1 pseudogene is annotated in these 249 nt (G+C 61.0%); it reads right to left on the bottom strand.

The window, feature by feature from the left end:
* Nucleotides 1-135: 135 nt before the first annotated feature.
* A pseudogene (locus tag D7Y15_RS44000) lies at nt 136-249 on the bottom strand (IS5/IS1182 family transposase); the annotation flags it as partial.

Here is a 249-nt window from a genome sequence, read left to right as displayed (position 1 = left end):
GCCCGAGAACATCGACTCGAGGAAGCTCTCCAGCTCCCCCTCCAACCGCTTCAGTTGCGTCGGTGTCATGCAGGGGGAACAGTCCGCCCACCCTCACGCATTCTTGATGTGACCAAGTCGTACTAGGGGGTGTCCCTAATTAAGCCAAAGCATCATGCAGGCCAGGTGGAGGACCGCCAGGTAGTTGGTGGCGGTCTTCTCGTAGCGGGTGGCCACGGCGCGGAAGCGCTTGAGGCGGTGGAACATGCA

The organism is Corallococcus sp. AB030 (assembly GCF_003668965.1).
GTDB classification, from domain to species: Bacteria; Myxococcota; Myxococcia; order Myxococcales; family Myxococcaceae; genus Corallococcus; species Corallococcus exiguus.
This window is presented reverse-complemented; position numbering and strand designations above follow the sequence as displayed.